Origin of the sequence: Phenylobacterium sp. (genome assembly GCF_016124325.1) — a bacterium.
Taxonomy (GTDB): domain Bacteria; phylum Pseudomonadota; class Alphaproteobacteria; order Caulobacterales; family Caulobacteraceae; genus Phenylobacterium.
This window is the reverse complement of sequence record NZ_WGNY01000043.1, coordinates 1-16,766: the sequence shown is the minus strand read 5'-3', so window position 1 is coordinate 16,766 and position 16,766 is coordinate 1. Positions and strand designations below refer to the sequence as shown.

21 protein-coding genes are annotated in these 16,766 nt (G+C 71.3%); 10 read left to right on the top strand and 11 right to left on the bottom strand.

Annotated features, from left to right (window positions below):
* The coding region (locus GC203_RS21420; protein ID WP_293458702.1) for an acyl-CoA dehydrogenase family protein at positions 1–940 on the top strand (940 nt) is incomplete at its 5' end.
* 98 nt (positions 941–1,038) lie between these two features.
* Here GC203_RS21420 and GC203_RS21415 read toward each other — a convergent pair.
* From GC203_RS21415 to GC203_RS21395, 5 genes are all read right to left on the bottom strand, one after another.
* The gene (locus GC203_RS21415) at positions 1,039–1,992 is read right to left on the bottom strand and encodes an alpha/beta hydrolase (protein WP_293458700.1); all 954 of its coding nucleotides are present in this window, start codon (positions 1,990–1,992) and stop codon (positions 1,039–1,041) included.
* Positions 1,993–2,059: 67 nt separating this feature from the next.
* Positions 2,060–2,932, bottom strand: a complete 873-nt coding sequence (locus GC203_RS21410; protein WP_293458698.1) for a DUF1206 domain-containing protein — start codon at positions 2,930–2,932, stop codon at positions 2,060–2,062.
* Positions 2,933–2,973: 41 nt separating this feature from the next.
* The gene (locus tag GC203_RS21405; protein ID WP_293458696.1) at positions 2,974–3,789 is read right to left on the bottom strand and encodes an aminoglycoside phosphotransferase family protein; all 816 of its coding nucleotides are present in this window, start codon (positions 3,787–3,789) and stop codon (positions 2,974–2,976) included.
* Complete coding sequence (locus GC203_RS21400) at positions 3,786–4,229, bottom strand: surface-adhesin E family protein (RefSeq protein ID WP_293458694.1); 444 nt, start codon at positions 4,227–4,229, stop codon at positions 3,786–3,788. Before GC203_RS21400 ends, GC203_RS21405 begins: the two co-directional genes overlap by 4 nt.
* Positions 4,226–4,975: a VOC family protein gene (locus GC203_RS21395; protein ID WP_293458692.1), complete on the bottom strand. Its 750-nt coding sequence runs from the start codon at positions 4,973–4,975 to the stop codon at positions 4,226–4,228. The genes GC203_RS21400 and GC203_RS21395 overlap by 4 nt, the downstream gene beginning before the upstream one ends.
* Positions 4,976–5,215: 240 nt before the next feature.
* Here GC203_RS21395 and GC203_RS21390 point away from each other — a divergent pair, with 240 nt between their 5' ends.
* Complete coding sequence (locus tag GC203_RS21390) at positions 5,216–6,055, top strand: enoyl-CoA hydratase (RefSeq protein WP_293458690.1); 840 nt, start codon at positions 5,216–5,218, stop codon at positions 6,053–6,055.
* A 72-nt stretch (positions 6,056–6,127) separates the two neighbouring features.
* Here the strand turns inward: GC203_RS21390 and GC203_RS21385 are convergent, their stop codons facing one another.
* Both GC203_RS21385 and GC203_RS21380 read right to left on the bottom strand, forming a co-directional pair.
* Complete coding sequence (locus tag GC203_RS21385; protein ID WP_293458688.1) at positions 6,128–8,326, bottom strand: TonB-dependent receptor; 2,199 nt, start codon at positions 8,324–8,326, stop codon at positions 6,128–6,130.
* Positions 8,327–8,701: 375 nt separating this feature from the next.
* Positions 8,702–9,250, bottom strand: a complete 549-nt coding sequence (locus tag GC203_RS21380; protein ID WP_293458686.1) for a cupin domain-containing protein — start codon at positions 9,248–9,250, stop codon at positions 8,702–8,704.
* A 181-nt stretch (positions 9,251–9,431) separates the two neighbouring features.
* On the opposite strand from GC203_RS21380, the gene GC203_RS21375 reads away from it, so the two are divergent.
* Genes GC203_RS21375 through GC203_RS21345 form a run of 7 tightly spaced genes read left to right on the top strand, consistent with a single transcriptional unit; the run spans position 9,432 to position 14,414 of the window.
* Positions 9,432–10,613, top strand: a complete 1,182-nt coding sequence (locus GC203_RS21375) for an amine dehydrogenase large subunit (RefSeq protein WP_293458684.1) — start codon at positions 9,432–9,434, stop codon at positions 10,611–10,613.
* A 3-nt stretch (positions 10,614–10,616) separates the two neighbouring features.
* Positions 10,617–11,165, top strand: coding sequence for a MauE/DoxX family redox-associated membrane protein (locus GC203_RS21370; RefSeq protein ID WP_293458683.1), 549 nt, complete (start codon positions 10,617–10,619; stop codon positions 11,163–11,165).
* Positions 11,162–11,761 (top strand): redoxin family protein, encoded by a 600-nt coding sequence (locus GC203_RS21365; RefSeq protein WP_293458681.1) that lies wholly within the window; start codon positions 11,162–11,164, stop codon positions 11,759–11,761. The genes GC203_RS21370 and GC203_RS21365 overlap by 4 nt, the downstream gene beginning before the upstream one ends.
* 25 nt (positions 11,762–11,786) lie before the next feature.
* On the top strand, positions 11,787–12,347 hold the full coding sequence (locus tag GC203_RS21360; protein ID WP_293458679.1) for a methylamine dehydrogenase light chain: 561 nt from the start codon (positions 11,787–11,789) through the stop codon (positions 12,345–12,347).
* A complete protein-coding gene (locus GC203_RS21355) occupies positions 12,344–12,805 on the top strand; it encodes a cytochrome c (RefSeq protein ID WP_293458677.1) in 462 nt (153 codons plus the stop codon). The genes GC203_RS21360 and GC203_RS21355 overlap by 4 nt, the downstream gene beginning before the upstream one ends.
* Positions 12,802–13,311: a hypothetical protein gene (locus GC203_RS21350; RefSeq protein WP_293458675.1), complete on the top strand. Its 510-nt coding sequence runs from the start codon at positions 12,802–12,804 to the stop codon at positions 13,309–13,311. The genes GC203_RS21355 and GC203_RS21350 overlap by 4 nt, the downstream gene beginning before the upstream one ends.
* Positions 13,308–14,414 (top strand): P1 family peptidase, encoded by a 1,107-nt coding sequence (locus tag GC203_RS21345; protein WP_293458673.1) that lies wholly within the window; start codon positions 13,308–13,310, stop codon positions 14,412–14,414. Before GC203_RS21350 ends, GC203_RS21345 begins: the two co-directional genes overlap by 4 nt.
* Before the next feature lie 24 nt (positions 14,415–14,438).
* Here the strand turns inward: GC203_RS21345 and GC203_RS21340 are convergent, their stop codons facing one another.
* The 4 genes from GC203_RS21340 to GC203_RS21325 all read right to left on the bottom strand — a co-directional run bounded on the left by GC203_RS21340 (position 14,439) and on the right by GC203_RS21325 (position 16,203).
* On the bottom strand, positions 14,439–14,834 hold the full coding sequence (locus GC203_RS21340; RefSeq protein WP_293458671.1) for a hypothetical protein: 396 nt from the start codon (positions 14,832–14,834) through the stop codon (positions 14,439–14,441).
* Between the two features lie 94 nt (positions 14,835–14,928).
* The gene (gene folB / locus GC203_RS21335) at positions 14,929–15,291 is read right to left on the bottom strand and encodes a dihydroneopterin aldolase (protein WP_293458669.1); all 363 of its coding nucleotides are present in this window, start codon (positions 15,289–15,291) and stop codon (positions 14,929–14,931) included.
* Complete coding sequence (locus GC203_RS21330) at positions 15,288–16,016, bottom strand: SDR family oxidoreductase (RefSeq protein WP_293458667.1); 729 nt, start codon at positions 16,014–16,016, stop codon at positions 15,288–15,290. Before GC203_RS21330 ends, folB begins: the two co-directional genes overlap by 4 nt.
* Before the next feature lie 13 nt (positions 16,017–16,029).
* Positions 16,030–16,203, bottom strand: a complete 174-nt coding sequence (locus GC203_RS21325) for a hypothetical protein (protein ID WP_293458666.1) — start codon at positions 16,201–16,203, stop codon at positions 16,030–16,032.
* Between the two features lie 113 nt (positions 16,204–16,316).
* Here GC203_RS21325 and GC203_RS21320 point away from each other — a divergent pair.
* On the top strand, positions 16,317–16,766 hold a 450-nt coding region (locus GC203_RS21320), incomplete at its 3' end, for an aldehyde dehydrogenase family protein (protein WP_293458664.1).

The following is a 16,766-nucleotide window of genomic DNA, read 5'->3' as shown; positions in this document are numbered from 1 at the left end:
CTTCAACCCGCTGATGTTCGGGATGGGCGTGACCATGATCGGCCCGACGATCATGGACTACGGCACCGAGGAGCAGAAGAAGAAGCACCTGCCGCCGATCGTGAAGGGCGAGGTGCAGTGGTGCGTGGGCTATTCCGAGCCTAACGCCGGCTCGGACCTGGCGTCGTTGCAGACCCGCGCGGTGGACGCCGGCGACCACTGGGTGATCAACGGCCAGAAGACGTGGACGAGCGGGGCGCAGCACTCCGACTGGTGCGGCCTGCTGACCCGGACCGACCCCAAGGCCAAGAAGCACGACGGGATCAGCTTCCTGCTGGTCGACATGCATCAGCCGGGGATCGAGACCCGGCCGATCGGGCTGATCTCGGGGGCCTCGCCGTTCTGCGAGACCTTCTTCACCGACGCCACGGCGCCCAAGGACGCGCTGCTGGGCCAGCTCAATGTGGGCTGGACGGTGGGCAAGCGCCTGCTGCAGCACGAACGCGCCAGCCAGACCGGCGCTTCGATGGGCGGCCGCCCGCCCAAGCCGCTGAACGAGATCGCCAAGGAATATCTGGGCGTCGACGACAAGGGCCGGCTGGCCGACCCCGATTTCCGCATGCGGCTGGCGAAGCACGAGATGGACGCCAAGGCCCACGCGCTGACGCTGATGCGGGCCGCCGCCGAGGCGAAGGGCAACAACAGCCCCGGGCACGCGCCGTCGATCCTGAAGAACTCGGCAACCTGGGTCGCCCAGACCCGCGCCGAGATGACCCTGGAGCTGATGGGCAGCCAGGGCCTGGGCTGGTCGGGCGAGGGCTTCAGCCACGACGAGATCGAGGCGGTGCGCGCCTGGCTGTGGGGCAAGGCGATGTCGATCTACGGCGGCAGCCAGGAGATCCAGTTCAACATCGTCTCCAAGCGCATCCTGGCCCTGCCGGACACGACGCACAGCACGTAACGCCTTTCCCGCAGGCGCCCCTTATTCCGTCGTCCTCGCCACGAGGGCGAGGATGACGGTGGAGAGCGACAGGACGCGGAGCGCGGACCGCTGAGGTCCTACTCGGGCAAGGTCGCGAGCCAGGCCTTGAGGTCGGCGGCCGAGCGGTCGGGGATCTGCTCCATCGGCACGTGGCCGACGCCGGGATAGGCGATCAGCTTCGCGCCCGGGATCGCCGCGGCGAGGCCGCGTGCGCTGGCGGCCGGGATCAAGGCGTCCTGCTCGCCGGTCATCACCAGGGTGGGCGTGTGGATCGCCTTGAAGGTGTCGGGCGTGACGGGCCGCTGCGGGCCGCCCCGTCCGCCGGTCAGGATCGCGCGGTGGCCGGGCGCGCGGGCCAGTTCGACGTAGCGGGTGACGAGTTCGGGCGTGACGAGGCTCTCGTCTAGGTAGGCCTGCTTCAGGCCCTTTTCGGCGAACAGGCCCGGGTCGGCGTTGCGCAGGAACCAGCGGCCGACCGGGTTGCCCAGCAGTTTGAAGACGACCGGGGAGCCTTCCGACTTCCGATTGGGGTCGGGCCAGCCGGCGGCGTCGACCAGGACCAGGCCCCGGAGGCGGTCCGGGTGGGCCAGGGCGTAGTTCCAGGCCACCCCGCCGCCCATGGAATTGCCGCCGAGGACGAAGGGCGGAAGGTCGAGGCGCGTGGCCAGCTGATCCACCACGGCGACGCTGTTGTCGGTGGAGGGCGCATAGTCGTCGGGCGCGCGGGTCAGGCCGTGGCCGGGCAGGTCGAGGCTGACGATCCGGTAGTCGCCGGAAAGGCGCTGGACCCAGGGCTCCCAGGCGTGGAGCGAGGCCGAGAAGCCATGCACCAGCACCAGGGTCGGCGCGTTGCGGGGACCCTGGTCGCGGTAGTGGACGCGCAGCCCGCCGGGCAGGTCCATGTAGCGCGACGCCGGGCTGGCGTACTTCGCCTCGAGCTTGTCGTAGGCGGTGTCGGGCGCCGTGCAGGCCGCCAGCCAGAGGCTCGCCAAGCCGACCGCCAGCAAGCGCAGGATCGCTGATGGGCGCATAGTCTCCTCCCCGGCTCGGGGCCGGCTTTTGCTTTGGAGGAAGGCTGCGAAGCTTACGCGACGGCGGTCAAGCCGCTGGATCGGGCGCCCGCATCGGCCGCAGCCCGGCTTCGGCGACGGCGAACAAGCCGAACGCGACCAGGCCGGCGCCGGTGAGCGCCAGGACTGCGTGGCCGAAGGGCGCGTCGGCGAGGGTTTCCAGGGCCCCGCCCAGGCCTTCGGCCTCGGAGGCGCGGGCATGCAGCCCGGCGCTCAGCAGGAAGCCGCCGGCCGGGACCAGGGCGAGGCCGCGGGCGGCGTAGCCGAACCGCGCCACCGTCCCGGCCCAGTCGCGCACCGGGCGGTCGCAGTCGAGCTCGCGGCCGAAATGGTCGAAGGCGGCGCGGGCCATGTTGCCAAGCCCCGCGGCCAGGACGAACAGGCCGGCCGCCGCCACGATCAGGCCGCCCATCGGCAAGTGCAGCGCGGCGTCGACCGCCGCGCGGGTGGCGGCGCGGTCGTCCGGCTCGTGCAGGTCGCCCAGGGCGTCGATCAGTCCGAAGACCGACACCGCCAGGCCGCCGTAGGTCAGGCCGCTGATCGCCTGGCCGGCGCGAATCGCCAGGCCTCGCAGGTCGTGGCCGTGGCGCTCGGTGTCGGCGAACGCCTGAAGGGCGCGCCAGGCGGCGAAGCCGTAGAGGCCCAGGCCGATCAGCCAGAGCAGCATGATCCCCAGGGACCACTCGCCCCAGGCCTCCAGGGCGCCGACCGCGCCCTCGGCGCGTGGGGTCAGCCGCAGCGCGGCGAGCAGGGCGATGGCGCCGACGCTCACATAGACCGCGCCGCGCGCCACGTAGCCGAACCGGGCCGCCGCCTCGATGAGCGCCGCCCAGGGCGCGCGGGCGAAGCGGCGACGCAGACGCGCCAGCGGGCGGGTGGGAACGGGCGCGGATACGGCCATGCTTCGACGCAACGCCGCCCCGGCGGCGCGGTTCCGGCGGATCAGGCGCCGGCCAGCGCCTCGCCGCATTCGGCGATCGCCAAGCCGGGTCCGGGGTCGTGCCCCGACTCGATGGACCAGGCCGCGCCCAGGGCGGCGTAGACGAAGATCCATTCGCAGAGGCGGCGCAGATCGAGGTCGGCGGCCCGCGCCACGATGGCCGCGCGCCGGGCCATGCGGCCGGGTTCAAGGGCGATCTCGGCGTCTGGCGTGCGGAACAGGTTTGCGTATTCGAAGCCGCGCTCGCCGATCAGGCCCTTGGGGTCGATGGCGAGCCAGCCGCGCGCGCCGCCATCCAGCACATTGTCGTGGTGGAAGTCGCCGTGCAGCACGACCACGTCGCGCGGCTCGGCCAGCAGGCGCTCGGCGACCGGCAGGGCGCGGGAGAAGGGGCCGCCGTCGCGGGCGGCGGCGACCCGCAGAGAGCGGAACCAGCGGTCGAGCGGGACGAGGGTGTCAGGCGCCGGCTCGGGCCGCGGGGCGTGCAGGCCGCGCGCGACGCCGCAGAGGATGGCGGTGGCCTCGTCGTCGGCGCCCGAGCGCGCCATGGCGGCGAGGCTGCGCGGGCCGGCGAGCCGTTCCATGAGGAGCGCGTCGCCCTCGCGCGCCAGCACCCGGGCCGCACCCCGGCCGGCCCACCATTCCATCAGGGCCCCGCCGCGCCGTTCCTCCTCATGGCCGGCGATCTTCAACATCGCGGGCGCCCCGTCGGCGAGGACGGGGGCCAGGCGACTGCCAAACCGGGTGGTGAAGGGCTCGCCGTCCGGGACGAGGCGCCAGCGGGCGAGCCAAGGCGCGAACGGGTCGCTCCCGGTCACGTGTCGTTGAGAGCCTTGCACGCGAAGGCCATGCGTACCGCGCCGACCGAGCCGGCCTCGGGCCTGGCCCAGGGGGTGACGATGAACCGGGGCGAGCGCCATGACTGGCCGCCCAGCGCCGGGGCGTCGTGGTAGATCTCCTCGACCACGCGGGTGACGCCGCGCCGGCAGTCGAACTCGGAGAGGCTCTCCACCGAGCGGAAGGTGAAGCCGTCGCGCTGGCGCGGCGCGGCGGCGTCGTAGGCCGTCCAGGCGCGACGCAGGCCCGCCTCGGCGGGCGGGGCGGCGCGCATGAACACGAAGACGTCCTCGCTGGCGGTGATCAGCGTCCAGCCCGCCTTCTCCAGCGCCGGTGACGGCCAGGAACCCTCCTGGGCGTCCTGCGCCGCGGCGGGCGCGGCGAGGGCCGCCAGCACCGCGATGAGGACGAGGCGCCTCATGCCGGGACCAGCCTCACGCGCGTCCCGCACAGGGTGATGTGGTCGCCCGGGCCGTCGAGGCCTCGCGCCTTGGCGGCCGCGTGCACGGCGGCGGGGTCGCGCACGGCGACGTCGAAGGCGCCGACGCCCTCGCCGCGGCCGTCCTCGGCGGTCACGAAGCGGAGTTCGCCGCCGTCGAGGCCGATGCGCCAGCCCGTGGCGGTCCGCTCGCGCGGCAGGCCCAGGACGGCGGCCCATTTCGCCGACATGGCGTCGGGATCCGGACCCTGCAGCTCGCCGCCGACCACGGCGGTCGAGACGTCGGTCTTGACGTTCTTCGGCCAGTCGGGGCCGCCCCATTCCCAGTGCTCGGGCGGGGTCATCTGGTCCAGCGACAGGATCGCGCCGCCCACGTCCTTGGGGTGCAGGTGGCTCATGGAGACGCCCTTGAAGTCGGCCTTCTCGATGATGCGGACGTTCTCGGCGGCCACGCGCTCGCGGGCCGCGGCGCTGTCCTCCACCTGCAGGATGACCATGTAGCCGCCGTCGCCGCCGCGTTTTTCCAGCAGCCGGCCGGCGGTGGTTCCGCCAGCCTTGGGCGAGACCACCTCCAGGAAGGTGTCGCCCACCGGCCAGACGGCGTTGTGCAGGCCGAACTTGCCGACGCCGGGATCGGCGTAGGGCTGGCCCAGGCCCAGCACGGCCTCGATGTCGGCGCGGGCCGCCGCCAGGTCTTCGCCCACCAGCGCGATCTGCCGAAGCCGCATCGGTCTCTCCTCCCGTTTTGCCGAACTCTAGCGGGCGGCTTCCCGCAGGCCTAGGGTGCCGCCGGACGAACCCTCCCGGGTCCGTCATCGCCCGGCTTGTCCGGGCGATCCATGATCGCGGATGTCGCCGGCCAGGCCCGAGCACAGAGGCCAACCGGAATTCGCGATGTTCATGGATGGCCCGGACAAGCCGGGCCATGACGCGAGTTGGGAGGCCGCAACGAGACGGAAGGAAACGCCATGGCCGATACCGCCCCCAGCATGGTCCTCGACACCGGGACCCCGGACCTCAAGGCCGAGCTCGACGCCGGCGTGCTGACGATCACGCTGAACCGGCCCGACGCGCGCAACGCCATGAGCGATGAGATGAACCAGGCCCTGGCCCGCCAGCTGGCCTGGGCCGAGCTGGCGCCCGAGGTGAAGTGCGTGGTGATGACCGGCGCGGGCAAGGGTTTCTGCGCCGGCGGCGACGTCAAGGGCATGAACACGCGCAATTCGGGGAGCGGCGGGGAGCTGACCCTGGACGAGGCGATCCATCGCCAGCGGGTGAACCAGCGGGCCACGGCCGGGAAGCTGTTCGCCATGCCCAAGCCCACCATCGCGGCGCTGCCGGGCCCGGCGGCCGGGGCGGGGCTGTCGCTGGCGCTGGCCTGCGACCTGCGGATCATGGCCTCGACCGCGATCCTGACGACGGCCTTCGCCCGGGTGGGCTTCTCGGGCGACTACGGCGGCACCTATTTCCTCACCCAGCTGGTGGGCTCGGCCAAGGCGCGGGAGCTGTACTTCCTGTCCGAACGCGTGAGCGCGGAGGAGGCGCTGCGCCTGGGCCTGGCCAACTGGGTGGTCGAGCCCGAGGAGCTGGCGGCCAAGACGCGGGAGGTGGCCCGGCGGCTGGCGAGCGGCCCGACCATCGCCTACCGCTACATGAAGGAAAACCTGAACCGCGCCATGGCCGGCGAGGTGGACGACTGCCTCGACCTGGAAGCGACCCACCACGTCCATTGCGGCCGGACGGAGGACCACCGCGAGGCGGCCAAAGCCTTCGTGGAAAAGCGCGAGCCGGTGTTCAAGGGACGGTAGGCGCGGCGCGCTCGTCACACATGGACCCCGGTTTCGCGCCCGACGGCGGAAACCGGGATGACATGCGGGCCGCTAGTACTCGTAGCTGAGGCGCACGCCCACCTCGCGCGGACGGCCCGGCTGGGCGATGTCGGCGCTGGTGAAGAAGTTGCGGGTCAGGTCGTACTTCTCGTTGAACAGGTTGCGGGCGAACACGCTGGCCGCCCAGTGGCCCTCATGCGGCGTGACCGTGATGTCGCCGTTGAAGATCCAGGCGTGCGGCACCGCATAGCGCGGACCCAGGAAATTGATCACCTTGTCGCGGTAGGTGTAGTTCATCGACGTGGTCACGTCGTGCTGGCCCACGTCCCAGACGTAGCTGGCCGAGCCGGAGTACGACCAGTCGGGGAAGGGGATCTTCTGGCCGGCGCGGTCGACGTAGATGGCGGCCCCCGCCACCCGGCTGGCGCCCGTGTCGAGCTCCTGGAACTCCACATACTTGCCGCGGGAATAGCCCAGCCTCTGGGTGATGGTGAGCTCGGGCGTGGGGTGGAAGGTCGCCTCCAGCTCGCCGCCCCAGATCTCGGACTTCGGCGCGTTGGCGAACCGGCCGACGATACGGCCCGCGGTCGTGAAGACGGCCGAGAGCACCTGCTGGTTCTTGTAGTCGTAGTAGTAGGCCGAGGCGTTGAGCTGCAGCGTCGGGAGGATGTCGGTCTTGGCGCCCACTTCGTAGGCCCACAGCGTCTCCGGCTTGAAGGGCTGGATCGCCGAGGAGTCGCCGGTGTTGTAGGTGGTGAAGCCGCCCGACTTGGCGCCCTTGCTGATCGAGCCGTAGAGCAGCGTGCCTTCCACGGGCTTGAAGTCGACTTCGACCTTGCCGGTCAGAGGCGTCATCTTGGTGGAGACGTCGGTCGGCGGCAGGGCCGTGGCCCCGCCGAACGCGGTGCCGAAGCCGTTCAGGTGGCGGGTCTCCTTCTCGTAGCGCAGGCCGCCGATGACCTTCCACTGGTCGGTCAGCTCGTACTCGGCCTGGCCGAAGGCGCTGATCGACTTGACCTCCTGCTGGTAGTTCACCCGGCCGTAGGTGCCGTAGATGTCGTCGAAGTTGGAGTAGTACCGCTCCTTGAGGCCCTGCTTGGAATAGTAGACGCCCGCGATCCAGTGCAGCGGCCCTTCGTCGTACGACAGGCGCAGCTCGTCGGAGATCACATAGACCTTGGAGCCGAAGAAGGTGTCGGCCTCGATGGACTGGGTCGCGTCCCAGTCGCCGTACTGGCGGCGGATGAGCTGGTCGTAGCTGACGATGTTGGTCAGCTTCATCGCGGGGCTGAAGTCCCACGAGGCGTTCAACGACGTGCCCCAGGTCTCGTTGTCGACGCCCGGCTTGGCGTTCAGCGACAGGCCGGAGTCGCGCGCCAGGGTGGGGGCGATCTTCCAGTCGGTGGCGAAGCGGTCGGTGTCGGCCGGCACGAACACGCCGGCCCCCGAGCGGGTGGTGAAGCCGCGGAAGAGGTAGAGCCCGGTGGCCTCCGACTTGTCGCGCGCGGCGTGGACGTCGAACAGGGCGTCGAAGCTGTCGCTCGGCTTGTAGGTCAGCAGGAAGCGGCCGGCCAGGCGGTCCGCGTCGCCGAGGCTCTCGCCGGTGGAGCGGCGGTGCTGGTAGGCCCCGCCCTGTTCGGTGGCCACCGACAGGCGCGCGAGGAGCGTATCGCCGACGACGGGGCCGGAGACGTAGCCCTCGCCATAGAAGTGGTCGAAGCGGGAGTACTCGCCGAGGACGCCCGCGGCGAAATTCTTCGTCGGCTTGTTGGTGATGAAGTTGATCGCCCCGCCGGTGGTGTTGCGGCCATAGAGGGTGCCTTGCGGCCCGCGCAGCACCTCGACCCGGGCGATGTCGTAGACCAGGCCCTGGGTCATGACCGGGACCGGGAAGGCCACCTCGTTCACGTAGACGCCCACGGTGGGGGTGTTGTTCGAGGCGTAGTCGGAGAAGCCGACCCCGCGCAGCCGGTACTGCGGCGTGCCGCCCCCGAACGCCGGCTCGATCTGCAGGCTGGGGGTGAGGTTCTCGATCTGGTTGATGTTGGTGACGCCCTCCTGCCGCAGGTCGACAGGGCTGACGACCGAGAGCGAAATGCCGATGTCGTTGGCCGCCTGTTCCCGCCGCTGGGCGGTGACCACCAGTTCCTGGACCGCATTGCCCGACGGCCGTTCGTCGGCCGCCATGGCGGTTGCAGCTTGAGCCGCGCCCAGCACGCACACGGCGGCGCCGAGGAAGTAACGCTTCATGACCTATCCCCCGTTGACCGATCCCGCCCCGACGGCGCGATCGCCTGTCTCCTGCAGCCGCCGACGGTCGTTGTTCGCCGCCGTTCGGCCTTTACGTCTCCACCTGGGAACGCCTGCCGGAGGGTTACGCAAGCGCTCGCCGCGCCCGCCGGCCGTCACCAGGACACCATCGGCGCGGCCCTTGCGAGGCATCGCCGCAGACCGTATGCGCCACGTTCAGGGCGCTTCCTCCGCCGTCGTCACAGAAGCTTCACCCCGCGTCCGCGGCCGCGCCAGACTATTTGTTCTGACGGTCAAGCCATTGTTTTTGCGAAGTTACCCTGACCATGCGCTCAACGGATTGAGCATTTAGACCATTCCGGGCCGTCCGTCGCCTCAGAATGTAGGGGGCGTGCACGCGCTGACCACGATGCAGACCTCGCCGCCGACGTTGCGGAACCGGTGCGGCGTCGTGCTCTGGAACAGATAGGCCTCGCCTGCCTTCAGTACGCGGGTGCGCTCGCCGACCGTGACCTCGAGGCGACCCTGGATGACGACGCCGCCCTCCTCGCCCTCGTGGCGCAGCATAACCCGGCCGCTGTCGGAGCCCGGCTGGTAGGTCTCGTAGAGGATCTGGATGGTGGAGAGTCCAGCCCCGGCGCCCACCTGGCGGTAGGAAACATCGCCGCTCGAGATTTCCGCAAGTTCGTCATGGCGAAAGAAAATCTGGCTTTCGGTGGCCAGGTCGAAGCTGAAGAATTCGGCCAGCGACAGGCCCGCCGCGTCGAGCAGGCGCTTGAGCGAGCCGATCGACGGATTGGTGCGCCCGCCTTCGATCAGCGAGACCGTGCTGCTGGGCACGCCGGCGCGGCGCGCGAGCGAGCGCTGGCTCAATCCCATCTTCGTGCGGATGGTCCGCAGCCGCTGGCCAACTTCGCCGTCCATGTCGACACCCCCGATATGCACGCTCAATATCCTGAGCGATCGGCGCGCCGCCAAGGGCGCGAGCGGCGATTTGGGGCGAGCAAATAATAGTCTTGCCGGTTTGCCGGAAACGCGGCCCGATAGCTGCTCCGTTATCGGGCATGTCCGGACGTCGGCGCGTCGGGGCCATGGGGGACTGATTATGGACGCCAAGCCGATCCTCGGGCCGCGGGCCCTGGCCGCACTTCTGGGACTGTCCGCGCTCTGTGGACTGAGCGCCGCCGCGCCGGCCGCGGCCGACGACGTGCCGCCGCCCCTGGAGGCCGAGACCAGCGACGTCGCCGTGATGCCCGACCCCGCGCCCCACCGCGTGCTCCTGCTGGACGTGTTCGGCGGCGGCGAGGCGCGGATCCTCGACGGCGACAGCGGCAAGATCCTGGGCGGCGTCTCGGCGGCCAGCCTGTCGAACGTGGCGGTCGGGCCGGGGCAGAAGCAGATCTACGTGGCCGAGAGCATCTGGACCAAGGGCAACCGCGGCGACCGCCAGGACATGGTCACGGTCTACGACGGCAAGACCCTGAACCTGAAGACCGAGATCGCCATCCCCGGCCGGGTGTTCATGGGCCCGCGGATGCAGAACTTCGCCCTGAGCGCCGGCGCGGCGCGGGGCTACGTCTACAACATGACCCCCGGCTCGTCGGTGGTGGTGGTCGACCTCAAGGCCGACAAGGTGGAACGCACGGTCGAACTGCCCGGCTGCGCCCTGGTCTTCCCGTTCGGCGACGACGGGTTCTCCTCGCTGTGCGGCGACGGCTCGCTGGCGACGGTGACGCTGGGTGCGGACGGGCCGGCGCTGACCCGCAGCAAGCCGTTCTTCAACGCCGAGGCCGATCCGGTCTTCGAGAACTCGCCCACCGACCGGACGACCGGGACGACCCTGTTCGTCACCTACACGGGCCTGGTGCATCGGGTCACGCTCGGCGCGACGCCCACGTTCGAGGCGCCCTGGTCGCTGCTGGAGGCGGCCGGCTTCCCCGCGCCCTCGACCAGCGACCGCGACCTGGCCTGGCGGCCGGGCGGGGAACAGGCGCTGACCTACCATCGCGCCAGCGGGCGGCTCTATGTGCTGATGCATCCGGGCGGCCACTGGACGCACAAGGACGCCGGGACCGAGGTGTGGTGCTTCGACGTGGCCAAGCACGCGCTGATCAAGCGCTTCAAGCTGGACAAGCCGCTGGACGCGATCGCCGTGACCCAGGACGCCGAGCCCGTGCTGTTCGGCGTGGGGGCCGAGAACGTCTTCTATGTGCTGAAGCCCGACAGCGGCGAGGTGGTGAAGACCGTCAAGCGGGTGGGCGGCATGATCTACGATCCGGCGGCCTGAACGATGGACGCTGACGCCGTCTCCGCCCTCGGCATCGCGGTGCGCGCCGCCGCCGGCCTGCTGTTCCTGGAGGCCGCGCTGGGCAAGCTGGCGCATGGCGCGCGCTTCGAGGGCGTGGTGGCCAACTACCGCATCCTGCCCGAGCCGCTGGTGGGGGTGACCGCCCGCCTGCTGCCGCCGTTCGAGCTGGCCTTGGCCGTGGCGCTGCTGGCGTCGCCGCTGCTGGGGGGCCTCGCGCCCTGGCCGGCGCTGGGCGGCGCGGGCCTGCTGGCGGTCTTCGCCGCGGCCATGGGCGCGAACCTGGCGCGCGGGCGTTCGGAGATCGATTGCGGCTGCGGGCGCGGCGGCCTGCGCCAGCCGCTGAGCTGGGGCCGCGTGGGCCGCAACCTCGTCCTGGCCGGCCTGCTGCTGGCGACCGTGCCCCTGGGCGGGGCCAGCGCGGCGGCGTGGCTGGTGGGGCTGGCGGCCGGCGCCGGCCTGTTCGTGCTGGACTATGCGCTCGCCTGCCTGGGCGCGCTGGGTCCCCGTCGGGCGGCGGGAGGCGCACGATGAACCTGCTGCTCGTCTCGGTGATCCTGTTGTGGGCGATCGTCCTCGGCCTGCTGGTCGTGGTGGCGGCGCTCGCGCGCCAGATCGGCGTGCTGCACGAGCGGATCGCGCCGGTCGGCGCGCTCGCCACCGGGCGCGGCCCGGACGTGGGCGAGTCGGTTCCGCCGCTCACCGGGCGGCTGCTGGACGGGGGGACGTTCGAACTCGCCGAGCCGCTGCAGGCGGGCGCCCGCCTGCGCATGCTGCTGTTCGTCTCGGCCGCCTGTCCGGTCTGCAAGAAGCTGATCCCCCTGGCCAAGGACTTCGCGCGCAGCGAACAGGTGCAGGTGGTCTTCGTCGGCGACGCCGAGCCCGAGGAGCAGCACGCCTTCGTCAAGCGCCACGGGCTTTCGGGCTTCGCGTTCATCAACGGTCCCGAGGTGGGGATGACGTTCCGGGTCGAGCGGCTGCCCTACGCGGTGCTGATCGACGGCCGCGGCGTGATCGCGTCCAAGGGGCTGGTGAACAGCCGCGAACATCTGGAAAGCCTCGTGATCGCCCAGGAGACCGGCTTCGCCTCGGTGCAGGACTACCTGGCCGCGCGGACGGCCGCGGAGTGAGGCGAACGATGCCAAGGAGAGCCCGATGACCAAGAGCCGCATCGACGCCCTGGGCGAAAGCCTCACGCGCAGGATCGCCGGCCACAGCTCGCGCCGGGGGCTGCTGTCGCGGCTGGGCGGCGTGCTGGTGGGGGCCTCGGCCTTCCCGGTGCTGCCGGTGGCCCGCGCCGAGGCCGCGCCGCGCCGGCCGGCGGCGCCGACGCTCCCGCCCCAGCTCAGCGACTTCGCCCGCACGGCCCAGACCACCGACGATCTGAAGTGCGACTACTGGCGCTACTGCGCCATCGACGGGGTGCTCTGCACGGGCTGCGGCGGCGGCGTCCACACCTGCCCGCCGGGGACCAGCGCCTCGCCGACCTCGTGGGTGGGCACCTGCATGAACCCGGACGACAAGCGCTCGTACCTCATCGCCTATCGCGACTGCTGCGGGCGCGGCGTCTGCAAGTCGGAATCGCGCTGCGACGGCACCGAACGCGAGATGCCCGTCTACCGGCCGCAGGGCGACAACGAGATCATCTGGTGCTTCGGGCTCTCGACCATGGCCTACCACTGCTCCACCGCCGCCCTCGTCGGGGCCGTGGAGTGAGGCGACGGGTTGCGGCGGCGCTGGCCGCCGGGGTTCTGGGCCTGCCCGCGTCTGCCGCCGCCGACGGGGCCAAGACCTATGCGGCGCAATGCTCGGTCTGCCACCAGGTGGGCGGCGTCGGCCAGGCCGGCGTCTATCCGCGGCTCGCGGGCCGCGCGCCCGAGATGGCGAAGACGCCGGCCGGCCGCAAGCTGATGATCGCCGCGGCGCTGTTCGGCATGGCCGGCAAGCTGGAGGTGGACGGACAGTCGCTGATGGGGGTGATGCCGGGCTTCGCGAGCAAGATGACCGACGCCGAGATCGCCGAGGTGCTGACCTATGTGGCCGGGCTGGGCGCCAAGGCGGGCGGCAAGTCCGCGGCGGCGTTCACCGCCCAGGAGGTGGCCGAGGCGCGGGCCGGGCCGAAGCTGTCGCCCACGGCGGTCAACGCCCTGGCGCGCGGGGTCGTGGTCAAGTGAGCCGGCTGGCGGCCGCGCTGGCGCTGGCGGCCGGGCTCGTCGCCGCGGGCGCGGGCCGCGCCGATCCGCCGTCGGAGATTTCGGTCAAGGGCTCGTTCCTGGAACGCTGCGGCGGCTGCCACGGGATCGGGGGCAAGTCGGCCTCGGTGCTGGTGCCCGACCTGCGCGACCAAGTGGGCTATTTCCTCTGCACGCCCGAGGGCCGGCGCTATGTGGCGCGGTTGCCGAACGTGGCGTTCTCGGCGGTCGGCGACCAGCGGCTGGCCGACATCGTCAACTACGCGGTGTTCGACGTCGGCGGGGCCAGCACGCCCAAGGGCGCCAAGCCCTACACGGCCGCCGAGGTGGGCCGGCTGCGCAAGGATCCGCTGACCGTGGTCGACCTGACCGCCCAGCGGCGGCGGATCGTGGAGGACGTGATCGCCCGCTGCCCCGCGGCCGCGGGCCTGCGGGTATATGGAAGTTCGCCGGCGAGCGCCGGACCAGTCGAGGGATTAAAGCCATGAACCGCCGCACGCTTCTGGGATCGTTCGCCGCGGCGGCGGCCCTGGCCGAAGGCGGCGCCGCCTTCGCCCAGCGGTTCGGCATGAGCCCGGGACACGTCGGGCCCAAGAACCTGATCACCGACGTGCCGGGCCTGAAGGTGGGCCAGGCCGAGGACGAGAAGGCGCGCACTGGCGTCACCGTGATCCTGCCCGACGAATTCGCCATCGCCGCCGTCGACGTGCGCGGCGGCGGCCCGGGCACCCGCGAGACCGACGCGCTCGCCGCCGAGAACCTGGTCCACGGGGTCAACGCCATCACCCTGGCGGGCGGGTCTGTCTACGGACTGGCGGCCGCCGACGGCGTGGCGGCCTGGCTGGGCGCGCACGAGCGCGGCTATGGCATGGGACCGCGCGCGCCGGGGGTGCCGCTGTCGCCCATCGTCTCGGGCGCGATCCTGTTCGACCTGCCGCACGGCGGCGACAAGGCCTGGGGCATGGACCCGCCCTACCGGCGCCTGGGGATCGAGGCCGTCGAGGCCGCCTCCGACACCTTCAGGCTGGGCACCCACGGGGCCGGCTACGGCGCCTTCTCCGGCGGGATGAAGGGCGGCACGGGTTCCGCCTCGGTGGTCAGCGCCGACGGGATCACCGTGGGCGCGGTGGTGGCCGTGAACAGCGCCGGCTCGACCGTCGCGCCGGGCACCAAGCAGTTCTGGGCCGCGCCCTACGAGCTGAACAAGGAGTTCGGCGGGCTGGGCGTCTCGGGCCTGGCGGCGCTGCCCGACGAGTGGGGGCCGGCCAAGGCCGATCCCAAGCCGCGCCAGAACACCACCATCGCCTGCATCGCCACCGACGCGAAGCTGGACGCCGGCGAGATGAAGCGGGTGGTGATGATGGCGCAGGACGGCATGGCGCGGGCGATCCGGCCGGTGCACGCGCCGTTCGACGGCGACGTGGTCTTCGGCCTGTCGACCGGCCGGCGCGAACTGCCCGAACCCCGGGCGTTCCTGGTGGCGCGGATCGGGGCGCTGGCGGCCGACACCCTGTCGCGCGCCATCGCGCGCGGTGTCTACGAGGCGACCGCCTGGCCGGGCTGTGCGGTGAAGGCCTGGCGGGACCTCTGAGGGTCCCGCCGGCCGGCCGGTCCGCTACGCCAGGACAGCGTAGGGTCGCGGGTAGGGCTCGCCGCGGCTGACGTAGACGAGGCCGACGATGCAGCGCACCGCGAACCAGACCGTCGTCACCACGCCGACGGCGCCGGCGAAGAACAGGATCGGAATGCCGATCAGGATGATCGAGAGCAGCGCGCCGACGCCAGCGAGCACGCAGGTTCCCAGCATCAGCACGATCCCAATCCAGAAGGTCCGGATCAGGAAGGTGTAGTGCGTGCGCATGTCCGGCCCGGCGGTCGACTGCTGCATGTAGGCGATGACCACCCCGATGATGGCGGTGATCCCGGTGATGAAGGCGGCGAGGTAGAGGGCGTAGCAGACGATCGCCATCGTCGTGTCTTCGCGCGCCGCATAGTCGACCTGATCGGCCATTTTAGATCTTGGTCCTCCAGCCGCCCGGAATGGGCTTCCCAAAAAATGGACCCTGGAGGGCGTCACGCAAAGGCGTAACCGCGTTACAAATTGCTCACCTGCGCTCGACCACGATCTCCACGCCGGCGCCCACCGCATGGGGCGCCAGCGCCAGCGGCTTCTCGATGCGGACCCGTGCGCGGATGACGCGGGGGTCCTCCAGGCAGCGTTCCGCCAGCCGGTGGGCGAAGGTCTCCACGAGGTGGAGATGTCCCTGGGCGGCGAGATCCTGGGCGGCGGCCAGGATCGTCTCGTAGTTCACCGTCTCGGTCAGCCGGTCGGAGGCGTCGGTGGGCACGTCGAGCTCGACGTCGACGATGAGCGGCTGCACCCGGCCGACCTCGTGGCGGTAGACGCCGATCTCGGCCTGCACCTTCAGGCCGGTGACGAAGACCTTGCTGGCGGCCAGGACGCTCATGCCAGGTGCTGCCCGGAATCGACGGCGATCATCTGGCCGGTGACCGCCCGCGCGTCGATCAGGTAGCGCAGCGCCCCGCCGATATCGCCCGGGTCGACCGGCCGCTGGAGCAGGGTGGCGCGGGCCTCGGCCTCGAAGGCGGCGTCGTCCTGATGGATCGAGGCCAGGGTCGGGCCCGGGCCGATGCCGTTGACGCGGATGCGGGGGCTGAGCGCCTGGGCCAGCATGCGGGTCGCATCCCAAAGGGCGGACTTCGACAGCGAGTAGGAGAAGAAGTCGGCGGGCGGGCGCAGCACCCGCTGGTCGAGGACGTTGACGATCAGGCCCTCGCGGTCGGCGGGCAGGCGCCGGGCGAACGCCTGGGCCAGCACCAGCGGCGCGCGCAGGTTGGTCTCCATGTGGAGGTCCCACGAGGCGCGGTTCATGTCGGAGAAAGCGTCGTGCTCGAAGACCGAGGCGCAGTTCACCAGCAGGGTGACGGGCCCCAGCTCGAACTCGGCCTGGCCCACGAGGGCGACGGTCTCGGATTCCTTGCGCAGGTCGCAGGCGAGGATGGCGGCCTTGCGGCCGTGGCCGCGGACTTCGCCGGCGGCCGCCTCGGCGTCGTCGCCGATCGACCGAACATGCAGGGCGACGTCGAATCCCGCTTGCGCCGCCACCGCGGCCAGCACGCGGCCGATCCGCCTTGCGCCGCCCGTCACCAGTGCTGCGCCGCGGCCGGCCATCAGGAAATCAGCCTCAGTCGAAGCGGCCGAACTCGAAGCGGTTCAGCGCCGCGATGACGATCAGGAACACGGCGATGACGGCGATGGCCATGGAGCCTCCAGGAATCTGCTCTCGGGGCTTTAGCGAGGGGGGCCGCGCGCCGCAAGGCGTCATCGTCCTGTTGCGCCCGGCGAGCAGTTTCGCCAAGGGTTACGGCGCGGGGGGCTTTCGCCCCTTATCGCTGATCACTAAAATGATTGTTTGACGGGTGGGGCATGTGGGCCCGCAGCCCCAAACGAGAACACCGCCAGGAGGACGTCATGCGCGAGTACCTCAAGTTCTACATCGATGGACAATGGGTCGACCCGGCCGAGGGCCTGAAGACGCTGGACGTCATCAATCCGGCCACCGAAGGGGTCTGCGGCAAGATCGCCATGGGCTCGGCCGCCGACGTGGACAAGGCCTGCAAGGCCGCCCGCAAGGCGTTCGCCTCGTGGAGCCAGACCAGCCGCGAGGAGCGCCTGGAGGTGCTGGGCCGCATCCTGGCCGAGTACCAGAAGCGCTTCGGCGACCTGGCCACGGCGGTGACGGAAGAAATGGGCGCTCCGGCCTCGCTGGCCCAGCGGGCGCAGGTGCCGATCGGCATGGCCCACCTGGCCACCGCCGCCGAGGTGCTGAAGACCTTCAAGTTCGAGGAAGACCGCGGCCCGACGATGATCGTCAAGGAGCCGATCGGCGTCTGCGGGTTCATCACCCCCTGGAACTGGCCG

Excerpts from the sequence above, each read along its gene's own strand:
- GC203_RS21385 (WP_293458688.1), bottom strand. The coding sequence starts at position 8,326 with ATGAAGCGTTACTTCCTCGGCGCCGCCGTGTGCGTGCTGGGCGCGGCT.
- GC203_RS21400 (WP_293458694.1), bottom strand. The coding sequence starts at position 4,229 with ATGAGGCGCCTCGTCCTCATCGCGGTGCTGGCGGCCCTCGCCGCGCCC.
- GC203_RS21415 (WP_293458700.1), bottom strand. The coding sequence starts at position 1,992 with ATGCGCCCATCAGCGATCCTGCGCTTGCTGGCGGTCGGCTTGGCGAGC.
- GC203_RS21340 (WP_293458671.1), bottom strand. The coding sequence starts at position 14,834 with ATGGCCGATCAGGTCGACTATGCGGCGCGCGAAGACACGACGATGGCG.
- GC203_RS21365 (WP_293458681.1), top strand. The coding sequence starts at position 11,162 with ATGAACCTGCTGCTCGTCTCGGTGATCCTGTTGTGGGCGATCGTCCTC.
- GC203_RS21395 (WP_293458692.1), bottom strand. The coding sequence starts at position 4,975 with ATGCGGCTTCGGCAGATCGCGCTGGTGGGCGAAGACCTGGCGGCGGCC.
- GC203_RS21345 (WP_293458673.1), top strand. The coding sequence starts at position 13,308 with ATGAACCGCCGCACGCTTCTGGGATCGTTCGCCGCGGCGGCGGCCCTG.
- GC203_RS21380 (WP_293458686.1), bottom strand. The coding sequence starts at position 9,250 with ATGGACGGCGAAGTTGGCCAGCGGCTGCGGACCATCCGCACGAAGATG.
- GC203_RS21330 (WP_293458667.1), bottom strand. The coding sequence starts at position 16,016 with ATGGCCGGCCGCGGCGCAGCACTGGTGACGGGCGGCGCAAGGCGGATC.
- folB (WP_293458669.1), bottom strand. The coding sequence starts at position 15,291 with ATGAGCGTCCTGGCCGCCAGCAAGGTCTTCGTCACCGGCCTGAAGGTG.
- GC203_RS21360 (WP_293458679.1), top strand. The coding sequence starts at position 11,787 with ATGACCAAGAGCCGCATCGACGCCCTGGGCGAAAGCCTCACGCGCAGG.
- GC203_RS21390 (WP_293458690.1), top strand. The coding sequence starts at position 5,216 with ATGGCCGATACCGCCCCCAGCATGGTCCTCGACACCGGGACCCCGGAC.
- GC203_RS21370 (WP_293458683.1), top strand. The coding sequence starts at position 10,617 with ATGGACGCTGACGCCGTCTCCGCCCTCGGCATCGCGGTGCGCGCCGCC.
- GC203_RS21375 (WP_293458684.1), top strand. The coding sequence starts at position 9,432 with ATGGACGCCAAGCCGATCCTCGGGCCGCGGGCCCTGGCCGCACTTCTG.
- GC203_RS21410 (WP_293458698.1), bottom strand. The coding sequence starts at position 2,932 with ATGGCCGTATCCGCGCCCGTTCCCACCCGCCCGCTGGCGCGTCTGCGT.